Here is a 10,598-nt window from a genome sequence, read left to right on the forward strand (position 1 = left end):
ATGATTGGAATTACGGTATCATAGGCACACTTTTTTAATTTTTCTTATTTTTGGAAATTTTGAGTATTGATCATATCGCGTCAAACCAGCATATCGTGCTTGTGACGTCGGATAACCAACCCGTTTATATAAAAATATAGGTGATAAAAGTGCGTGAGATTTTAGTAACCAGTGCCTTGCCCTACGCTAATGGCGACATCCATTTGGGTCATCTTTTAGAACATATCCAAACTGACATCTGGGTACGCGCCATGAAAGCGCAAGGCCATCAGGTCACCTATGTCTGTGCTGACGATGCCCATGGCACCAGTATCATGCTCAAAGCAGAAGCCAATGGCGTCAACCCAGAAGAACAAATTGCGACCGTAAAGGCGGCACATGAAGCGGATTTTGATAAGTTTTTGATCCACTATGACAACTACTACACCACCCATTCTGAAGAAAACAAACATTTCTCAGAACTGATCTATCGCCGTTTAAACAGCGCAGGTCATATCTCAACGCATGATGTTGAGCAGTTATTTGACCCTGAAAAAAAGCTGTTTTTAGCCGATCGCTTTGTCAAAGGCACGTGCCCTGAGTGCGGCGCCGAAGATCAATATGGCGACAACTGCGAAGTGTGCAGCACCACCTACAACGCCACTGAGCTCAAAAATCCGCGCTCAACCATTTCAGGCGCGACACCTGTTCTTAGAACCTCTAAGCATTACTTTTTTGATTTGCCTGAGTTTGAGCAGTTTTTACAAGAGTGGACGCGCAGCGAAGGCCGCCTGCAGACTGCGATCGCCAATAAGCTGCAAGAATGGTTTGACTCTGGACTTGCCAGCTGGGACATCTCCCGTGATGCACCCTACTTTGGCTTCCAAATTCCTGACACACCAAGCGATGAGCCCGACAAATATTTTTATGTCTGGCTGGATGCCCCTGTCGGTTATATGGCAAGCTTTAAAAACCTATGTGAAAAACGTGCTGACACGGACAAGGCGTTGGACTTTGACCGTTATTGGGCGCAAGAAAACGAGAACAAAACCGAAGTCTATCACTTCATTGGTAAAGACATCGTGTATTTCCATGCACTATTCTGGCCTGCCATGCTGGCTGGTAGTGAACTGCGTACCCCAACAGGTGTCTTTGCCCACGGCTTTTTGATGGTCAATGGCGCAAAAATGAGTAAGTCGCGCGGCACCTTTATCAATGCCAAGACATATGCAGAGCACTTGCATCCTGAATATCTGCGTTATTACTTTGCCAGCAAGCTTACAGACAAAGTTGAAGACATCAACTTTGATTTAGAAGACTTTACCCAAAAGGTTAACTCTGACTTGGTTGGTAAAGTGGTCAATATCGCCAGTCGCAGCGCGGGATTCTTGGTCAAAAAATACGACGGCATGCTCTCAGAGACTTGCGCTGAGCCGCGCTTACTAGAAGACATCACTAAGACGGGTGATGAGATTGCAGCCGCTTACGAAAACCGCGAGTTCTCACGCGCCATGCGCCTGATCATGCAATGCGCGGACAAAGCCAACGAATACATCGATGCCAAAAAACCATGGTCATTGGCCAAGCAAGAAGGCACCGAACAAGAAGTCCAAGACGTCTGCTCAGTCGCGATCAATATTTTCCGTCAATTGATGGTCTATCTGGCACCGGTATTGCCTGAATTGACTGACAATGCCAAAGCGTTCTTGAACTTAGATGATTTAAGCTTTGCCAGCCGCAGCCAGTGGCTACTCGGTCATCAGATCAATAAATTCAAACCACTGATGCAGCGTATCGAAGACAAAAATGTACAGGCCATGGTCGACGCGTCAAAGGCTTCTTTGGAGGCCGCCCCTGCTGCGGACAATGCTAAAGACAGTGCTAAAGAGAAAGCAGCCACCAAAAATACCGATGCAGCAGATGCCGACTACATTGGTATTGACGACTTTGCTAAAGTTGAGATGAAAGTCGCTAAAGTACTTGAGTGCAATTATGTGGAAGGCGCGGATAAACTGCTACAGTTCACCCTAGATGTTGGTGAAGACAAAACGCGTAATGTGTTCAGCGGTATTCGCAAGTTCTATGAGCCTGAGCAACTGCTGGGTAAAAAAGTCATTTGCGTCACCAACCTTGCGCCGCGCACCATGAAATTTGGCGTCTCAGAAGGCATGGTATTATCAACGGGCAATCCTAAAACTCAGCTCACGGTCGTAACCTTACCTGACAACTGTGTCATTGGTGATGTACTGGCTTAGCCTGCGTTAGTTGAGATACGTTCATGAACAATGAGCGTATCTAGGCTGCATAAAAACAGTACTCAATAAAGGAATATGATAATGGCCTTGCTTAGAGTGTTGGCAGATATTCTCCTTTATTTGGCGCTGGGCCTGCTTGCGTATTGGTTTTTTACTCAAGAGATAGTCGCATTATGGGCGGCTATCGGTAGCGGTCTGCTGAGCGCTCTACTTTTTATATATACATCAGATGTCAAACGCTCACGACGTCGCAATGACTACGAGCCTTCAAGTATATGGGATTGGTGGTTTTATAGTGACCTACTTGAGATTCCTTTTCGAGTCATATTGTGGTTGTTAAAAGGAATCTGGCACGTTTTTGATTAATCGCCAGACTATGGCAAACAAACAAAACCTATCAAAAGATGTCCTAGTGGCATCTTTTTTTATATCCGCCAGGGCGTGTCATCATTTAGATAGCGAGGCTTAAAATGAGATAAATCGTAGTCAAACAAGGAAAAAATTGCAGAGAATATAGGTATATTCACAAAATTTTTGACGATGTTTGACAAGATTTAGCCAGTTTAAGACCGCTAAATGATTTAATGGGCTGATTGATGGCACGCCCTAGTTATCGCTACTTTTTATCACACGAAGTATTTATCAAACTAAGTATGACAGCCTCATAAAAAACACATGGTAACCATGTTACTCAGCGTAGGTTTATCATTTTGTTGCCTACTACGTACTGATGACGGACTCGCCGTAATTTTTTATTGCGATATGTGACATTGCTGTCATAATATAACCGTCTTGATCAAGGAATTGATCTTCTTTCTGTCAGCCCTTTGTCGCTATTGCATCTGTGCCTATTATCGCCAATGATAGCACTGCTGACCTGCACCTTCTAACCTATGAGCCATACTAACCATGACTATTGCCACCACTTTACGCCTAAGCTTATGCGGCGTTGCTATTAGTGCCATCAGTACACTTGGGCTAATCGGCTGCTCCAACTCCTCGACCGACACGGCCACACCAGCCGATACTGATGCGCCCGTCAGCGACAAGCCAGCCAAAACCTTGGCCATCACGCAAATCGTCGAGCATCCCTCACTTGATGACATCCGCCGCGGTATCGTGGATGAGTTGGCAGACAATGGTTATGTAGAAGGTCAAAACTTAACGGTGAACTTTCAAAGTGCACAGGGCAATACTGCCACTGCAGGCCAGATTGCCAAGCAGTTCGCTGGCGACAACCCTGATGCGATCGTCGCCATCTCAACCCCATCAGCACAGTCCATAGTAGCCACGACCAAAAACATTCCCATTATTTATACCGCGGTCTCAGACCCGCTTGCCGCCAAGCTGATTACCGCTGATGGCAAGCCGTTTCAGGACAACTTAACGGGTTTGTCTAGCCAGCTACCGCTTGAGCCGCAGCTCGATCTGCTACAAAAAATCAAACCTGACGCCAAAACCATCGGTTATGTCTATAGTCCCGGTGAAGCAAACTCAGTGGCACTGCGTGATCGCTTAAAAGAAGCCTTGCCCAAGCGTGGCCTTGCACTACTAGACATCCCTGCCAATCGTCCAACGGACATTGGCATGTCAACACGCAGCTTGCAGGGACGCGCCGACATCATCTATACCTCAATGGATAACAACGTGGCCTCTGCGTTTGAAGCAATGACCCAAGCAGCCAACGAGCTACAAATTCCCATCGTCAGCTCAGATGAATTTAGCGTACAGCGCGGTGCCACTGCTGCCCTTGGTGTGAATGATTATAACTTTGGCCGTACCACAGGCAAAATGGTCTACCGCGTACTCAGCGGCGAGGCCGTTAATACCATTGAACCTGCGGTGATGAACGATCTAACCTTGTATGTCAGCCCCAAACATGCCGAAGCGCAAAACGTCACGCTGTCTGCAGAAATCATGAAAGATGCTATTAATGTCGATACCAAAGCGGACAACGCTGACAATAAAGCCAATACCCAGACTCAGGACGCCAACTAACGGATCAGGGCGTGTGACCGTCGCAGTGTACTATGGATAAGTGCAGTGAATCTTTCACTATTGTATAAAAAATCATTACCTTTAGGAGTCAATCTCATGCTATATCAAAAACGTTTTGCCAAGGCCTTACTATGGGGCGGCGTATGCACTGCCATCTTGACTGGTTGTAACCAGTCGCCAACCGATGATCCAGACACCATTGATGGGGCCGCTGGTGGTGAGACGGCAACAGCGATGAAGACCGTTGCTATCACGGCAATCGTTGAGCATCCTGCCCTTGATGATGTGCGTAAAGGCGTCATCGATGAGCTGAGTGATGAAGGCTTTAAAGAAGGTGAAAACCTCACCATCAATTTCCAAAGCGCGCAGGGCAATACCGCAACAGCCGGTCAGATTGCCAAGCAATTCGTCGCTGATGACCCAGACGTGATCGTTGCCATTGCCACCCCATCAGCACAGTCAGTTGCCGCCGCGACCAGCAGCATTCCCATGGTGTTCTCAGCGGTAACTGACCCTGTTGCAGCCAAGCTGGTACCCAAACTTGATGGCTCTGGCACCAACGTGACAGGCGCTTCAGATGCCCTACCGTATGAGCCGCAAATCGAGCTGATGCGTCAAATCATCCCTAGCCTAAAAAATGTCGGTTACGTCTATAGCCCAGGTGAAGTCAACTCAACCATTACCTTAAAAAATCTCAAAGAAAAACTGACCCCGCTCGGCATCAATGTGCTTGAAGCGCCTGCCCAGCGCAGTAACGATATCGCGATGGCAGCACGCAGTCTGGAAGGCAAGGTCGATATGATCTACACCTCAACGGATAACAATGTGGTATCAGCCTATGAGTCACTGTTCCAAATCGCCAAAGAAAGCAAAATCCCATTGATCGCCTCAGATACCAGCTCGGTTGAGCGCGGTGCAGTTGCCGCCCTCGGTGTGAACTATTATGACCTTGGTCGTGAAACTGGTAAAATCGTCGGACAAATCTTAAATGGCGAAAACGCGGGCAACATCCCCGTTTATACGCCGCAAACATTGGATTTATACGTCAGTCCAAAAAATGCTGAAGCAGAAGGCATCACCTTGCCACAAGCGGTTATTGATAAAGCCAAAGAAGTGGTAGAATAACGCCCGCTTAACTTTCAGTAGCCAGCACACGTATCACATCAGACGAATAAGGATAACCATCACTAGTGATGCCCTTTTTTTGTCTGAGCGTGATTATCCCGATGTGACGCAAGCCACCCAGCGATCAAGCAATCCGCTGGGCTTGTTGTTTTAGGTGCGTTATAATCTTTTTTTATACGCAGCGCAGATACCTATATAGAAATAGCACGATAGAAATAGCACGTGCCAAGTCCTTGCTGGCGCGTCAAAAAATAGGTGACTGCTGCTCATGCCTTGTCGTGATGTGTTTTGGTTTACTCTCACTGCAGATTGCACAATCTGTTAAATTCACCGCTTTGCTGTCTGGCTTATGGGATGTCTGTCCATACGTCTGACGCTTGGTTATGACTTACTGATCTCTTATGTCTTTAATTGCTTTTTTTGGTGCGCTTGAAAGTGGTCTGATCTACGGCCTCGTCGCGCTTGGCGTGCTGATCTCATTTCGTACGCTCGATTTTCCTGACTTAACGGCAGATGGTAGTTTTCCACTCGGCGGTGCAGTCGCAGGTGTCTCTATCGTCGCTGGTATCAATCCGTGGCTGGCCTGCGCCTTTGGCATGCTGGCAGGCTCTGTTGCGGGGATTGTCACTGCATGGCTACACGTCAAGCTGGGTATCTTGCAACTACTGGCCAGTATTTTGGTCATGGTGGCGCTGTATTCGGTTAACCTGCGTATCATGGGTGCGCCAAACCTGCCGCTACTGGGTGAGAATACGGTATTTAGCTCACTGGTCACTGATAGCAATGGCTATTGGATGCGCTGTTTAATCATTGGTGCCGTGGTACTAGTAGCCAAGTTACTGCTGGATTGGTTTTATAATACCGAAACAGGGCTGTCTATGCGTGCGACTGGCTCTAACCTACGAATGGCGCAAGCACAAGGTATCAACACCTCGTGGATGACCATCGTCGGTATGGCCGTCTCTAACGGGCTGATTGCCTTAGCAGGGGCGCTGTTTGTACAGACTCAAGGCGGCGCTGATATATCGATTGGTATCGGTACCATCGTTATCGGTCTTGCAGCGGTGATTATTGGTGAAACCATCATTCCTGCCAAGCGCATTTGGCTGATCACTCTTGCGGTTATCGTTGGAGCCATCTTGTATAAGCTGTTTATCCAAATCGCGCTATCCAGCGATACCTTACGCAGCATCGGTTTTGGGCCACAAGATCTCAACCTAATCACGGCTTTACTCGTCGTATTGGCACTGGTATTGCCCAAAGCCAAATCTAAGATTTTAAGCCGTAAATTACGGGTCTGATGGCCGCCGCCAGCCAAGTGCGGCTAAGCTAGAAGACAACATAAGGAATAGCGATTATGATGCAAGCCAATGATTTACGGTTGACCTTCAACCCTGGCACACCCATCGAAAACCCAGCCCTACGCGGGATCAACCTCAATATCGCTGATGGTGAGTTTGTGACCGTCATCGGTACCAACGGCGCGGGCAAATCTACTTTTTTGAATGCCGTCAGCGGCACCACGCGTGTCGATAGCGGCTCTATTTTGCTAAATGGCATCGACGTTACCAAAAAAACCGCCCACCAGCGGGCGCATTGGGTCGCTCGCGTGTTTCAAGACCCAATGGCGGGTACGTGTGAGGCGCTAACCATTGAAGAAAACATGGCGCTGGCATATAAGCGCGGCGGCAAACGTGGCCTGAACTTTGCGCTTAACCAAGGCAATCGCGAGCTGTTTCGCGAAAAGCTATCGGTATTAAAGTTGGGGCTTGAAAACCGTCTGACCGATCGCATGGGTTTGCTCTCTGGTGGTCAGCGCCAAGCCGTCAGTTTGCTGATGGCCTCGCTGCAACCCTCCAAGATTTTGTTACTTGATGAACATACCGCCGCCCTTGATCCCAAGACGGCTGCGTTTGTGCTTGAGCTGACCGATAAAATTGTCACCGACAATAAACTGACCACCATGATGGTGACCCACTCCATGCAACAAGCACTGGCGCATGGTACACGTACCGTGATGCTACACCAAGGGCAAGTGGTGCTTGACGTGGCAGGATCTGATCGCCAAGGTATGACAGTGCATGACTTGCTAGATATGTTCGAAAAAACGCGCGGCGAAAAAGTGGAAGATGACAGCTTGATATTAAGCTAAAGCAACGCTTCATTTAGCCAAAAACGTCTGCAATGTTCGATTGCGGACGTTTTTTATGTGCCATAGAAACACAGTTGGTTGTCACGTTACTGCGGCAGCTCAAAATGATCCCAATACGGATTGTCCCCAATGCGCTGGGCAATAAAATCAATCAGTAAGCGACAACGCTGGGATAGAAATCGATTTTTAGGGTATACCGCATAGGCAGTGAGCGTTGGCAATGTATACTGCGGCAATATAGATACCAGCGCACCACGTGCCAGCGCTTGATAACCAATAAACGTCGGTAGTATGGTGATACCGTGTCCTTTGATGGCCATATCCAATAGAAAATCACCATTGTTGGCTTTCATTTTTGACATAACTGTGATGTGATGGCGTTCGCCGTGCGCGTCTATCACAGTCAAGTCAGGATTTTTGCCCAAACCATATTGCAAAAAACTGTGTGCGGACAAAGCCGCTAGATCGCTTGGCACGCCCTTGTTGCGTATATACTCAGGGCTGGCGCACAGCACAAAACGAATGGGCATCAAGCGCTTGGCCTGTGCGCTTGAATCTGGCAACTCGCCAATACGGATAGCCAACTCATAACCTTCCTCAATCAAATCTACCCGCCGATCAGAAAAATCCAGCTCCATCTTCAGCTCTGGATGGATATTGGCATAGTCATCAATCAGCGTACTCAAGTGCATCAGCCCAAAGGATAAAGGCGCGGTCATTCTGAGTGTGCCTTCGATATGGGTTTTGATACCGCTGGTTTGCTCATTGAGCGCATCAACAGCGCCCAAAATATTACTGGCCTGTTGATAATAGCTCGCCCCTGCCTCAGTCAAACTCGACTGACGCGTGGTACGGGTCAACAGTTGGGTGCCCAATCGCGTCTCCAAATCTTTTAGACGCCGACTGACCGCCGACTTGGCAATATCAAGCTGCGTCGCTGCTTTGGTGATACTTCCTGCCTCAACCACACGCACGAACATGGTCATATCTTCCAACTGACCCATTATTGTTCTCCATATCAGAACTGACATTTGCAATTATCATGGTTTATCTATGTTTTATCAACAATTAAACTAATCCTATCTACTTGGCCATCCGCGGCGTTGCTAGCATCCTTTCTTTTTTGCCGCGCAATATAGGAGTACCATCATGAGTACCACCAATACTGAGAAACCTGCCCAGCAGCGCCACCTGCTACAAAAGATCCCCGGCATGGCAACCTCTGATGGCGACGGAGTCAAACTGACACGCATCATTGGCACGCCGCACTTAGATATGCTTGATCCTTTTTTGATGCTGGATTGCTTCGAGAGTGATGATGCCTTTGACTATATGGGCGGTTTTCCCACGCATCCGCACCGCGGTTTTGAGACCGTCACCTACTTGCTCAACGGTCGTATGCGTCATAAAGACAATGCCGGTAATGAAGGGGTGATCGAGCCTGGCGGCGTACAATGGATGACCGCTGGTCGCGGGATTTTGCACTCTGAGATGCCAGAGCAAGAAGAAGGTCTGCTCAAAGGGTTTCAGCTGTGGGTCAACCTGCCTGCCACTGCCAAAATGAGCGAGCCTAAGTATCAAGAATACGTGCCCGAATCCACACCGCTCGAAACGCGTGATAACGGTACCATGACACGAGTCATCGCTGGACAGACCGATCACGGCACGGTTGGCCCTGTGGTCAATAACTACACCTACCCCACATATCTTGATGTCAGCTTACCTGCCGAGACAGACTTTGTGCAGACGCTCGATGCAGGGCACAATGCATTCATTTATGTGATCAGTGGTCATCTTGAGATAGTGGATAGCGCTCAGCAATCAAATGATATGCTGCCTGCAAAAACACTCGGTGTCCTGTCTCAAGGCGAACAAATCACTGTCCGCAGTCAAGATGAGGATACGCAATTTTTACTCATCGCAGGTCAGCCCCTACGAGAGCCTATCGCTCGCGGCGGACCATTTGTGATGAATACCAAAGCAGAAGTACTGCAGGCGTTTGATGATTTTCGCCGCGGTAACTTTTAACGGAAAATAATAAATAAGGAGATCGACATGGGCTTACTGGTTGACGGTAAATGGCAAGACAAATGGTACGATACAGAGTCGACAGGCGGGCGCTTTGAGCGCAAAGCGCCAAGTTTTAGAAACTGGGTTACCAAAGACGGCAGCGCAGGACCTTCAGGCACAGACGGCTTTAAAGCCGAAGCGGGTCGCTACCACCTTTATGTCTCGCTCGCCTGCCCTTGGGCGCACCGTGCGCTTATCTATCGCAAGCTAAAAGGTTTGGAGGGTATGATCTCCTTATCGGTGGTCAACCCTTATATGGGCAGCGAAGGCTGGACCTTTAAACCCGCTGACGGTGTGATCCCTGACCCGATCTTCAATGCGGAACATCTCTACGAGATATATACCGCTGCTGAGTCTGACTACACGGGACGCGTGACCGTGCCTGTGCTGTGGGACAAACAAAAAAACACCATCGTCACCAATGAGTCCTCAGAAATCATTCGTATGTTTAACAGTGCGTTTGATGAGGTCGGTGCTACAAATGGTGACTTTGCGCCCGCAGGTTTGCTTGATGACATTGATCGCATTAATGAGTATGTCTACCCACATATCAATAACGGCGTTTACCGTGCCGGCTTTGCTACTATGCAAGAGGCCTACGAAGAAGCCGTTACTGAGCTGTTTGATGCTCTAGATACCATAGAAGCACGCTTGGCCACGCAGCGTTATCTCATAGGTAGTGAGATAACAGAAGCCGATTGGCGTTTGTTCACGACCTTGGTACGCTTTGATGCCGTTTACGTCGGTCACTTTAAGTGCAATATACGCCGCATTGCCGATTATCCAAACCTCTGGGGCTATCTGCGCGACTTGTACCAGGTGCCTGGCATCGCAGACACTGTTTGTATGGATCATATCAAAACCCATTATTACACCAGTCACGATACCATCAACCCAACTCGTATCATTCCTGTCGGGCCTGATCTTAACTTCAATGCACCGCATGGTCGTGAGACCCTGTAAGTTAGTTTTCATACCAACGCTAGATACTTGTTATACAAATAGACCTGAATCTTGCT

9 protein-coding genes are annotated in these 10,598 nt (G+C 48.3%); 8 read left to right on the plus strand and 1 reads right to left on the minus strand.

All coding sequences use genetic code 11. The features are described from left to right. The first annotated feature begins 149 nt into the window (after nucleotides 1–149). From metG to ACFI32_RS08320, 6 genes are all read left to right on the plus strand, one after another. Nucleotides 150–2,234: a methionine--tRNA ligase gene (gene metG, locus ACFI32_RS08295; RefSeq protein ID WP_462626060.1), complete on the plus strand. Its 2,085-nt coding sequence runs from the start codon at nucleotides 150–152 to the stop codon at nucleotides 2,232–2,234. Nucleotides 2,235–2,315: 81 nt separating this feature from the next. Then, nucleotides 2,316–2,600, plus strand: coding sequence for a hypothetical protein (locus tag ACFI32_RS08300; protein WP_462626061.1), 285 nt, complete (start codon nucleotides 2,316–2,318; stop codon nucleotides 2,598–2,600). 543 nt (nucleotides 2,601–3,143) lie between these two features. After that, nucleotides 3,144–4,232, plus strand: a complete 1,089-nt coding sequence (locus tag ACFI32_RS08305) for an ABC transporter substrate-binding protein (protein ID WP_462626063.1) — start codon at nucleotides 3,144–3,146, stop codon at nucleotides 4,230–4,232. A gap of 96 nt (nucleotides 4,233–4,328) precedes the next feature. Next, nucleotides 4,329–5,357 (plus strand): ABC transporter substrate-binding protein, encoded by a 1,029-nt coding sequence (locus ACFI32_RS08310; RefSeq protein ID WP_462626064.1) that lies wholly within the window; start codon nucleotides 4,329–4,331, stop codon nucleotides 5,355–5,357. A 401-nt stretch (nucleotides 5,358–5,758) separates the two neighbouring features. After that, complete coding sequence (locus tag ACFI32_RS08315) at nucleotides 5,759–6,658, plus strand: ABC transporter permease (RefSeq protein WP_462626065.1); 900 nt, start codon at nucleotides 5,759–5,761, stop codon at nucleotides 6,656–6,658. 56 nt (nucleotides 6,659–6,714) lie between these two features. Continuing rightward, nucleotides 6,715–7,509: an ABC transporter ATP-binding protein gene (locus tag ACFI32_RS08320; protein ID WP_462626066.1), complete on the plus strand. Its 795-nt coding sequence runs from the start codon at nucleotides 6,715–6,717 to the stop codon at nucleotides 7,507–7,509. Nucleotides 7,510–7,595: 86 nt separating this feature from the next. Here the strand turns inward: ACFI32_RS08320 and ACFI32_RS08325 are convergent, their stop codons facing one another. Next, the gene (locus ACFI32_RS08325) at nucleotides 7,596–8,513 is read right to left on the minus strand and encodes a LysR family transcriptional regulator (protein ID WP_462626067.1); all 918 of its coding nucleotides are present in this window, start codon (nucleotides 8,511–8,513) and stop codon (nucleotides 7,596–7,598) included. 145 nt (nucleotides 8,514–8,658) lie between these two features. Between ACFI32_RS08325 and ACFI32_RS08330 the strand changes: the two genes are divergently transcribed. After that, the gene (locus tag ACFI32_RS08330) at nucleotides 8,659–9,537 is read left to right on the plus strand and encodes a pirin family protein (protein ID WP_462626068.1); all 879 of its coding nucleotides are present in this window, start codon (nucleotides 8,659–8,661) and stop codon (nucleotides 9,535–9,537) included. A 27-nt stretch (nucleotides 9,538–9,564) separates the two neighbouring features. Next, entirely contained in the window at nucleotides 9,565–10,542 is a 978-nt protein-coding gene (locus ACFI32_RS08335) for a glutathione S-transferase family protein (protein ID WP_462626070.1), read from the plus strand. The last annotated feature ends 56 nt before the right edge of the window (nucleotides 10,543–10,598 follow it).

This window comes from Psychrobacter sp. PSi21 (assembly GCF_054960615.1).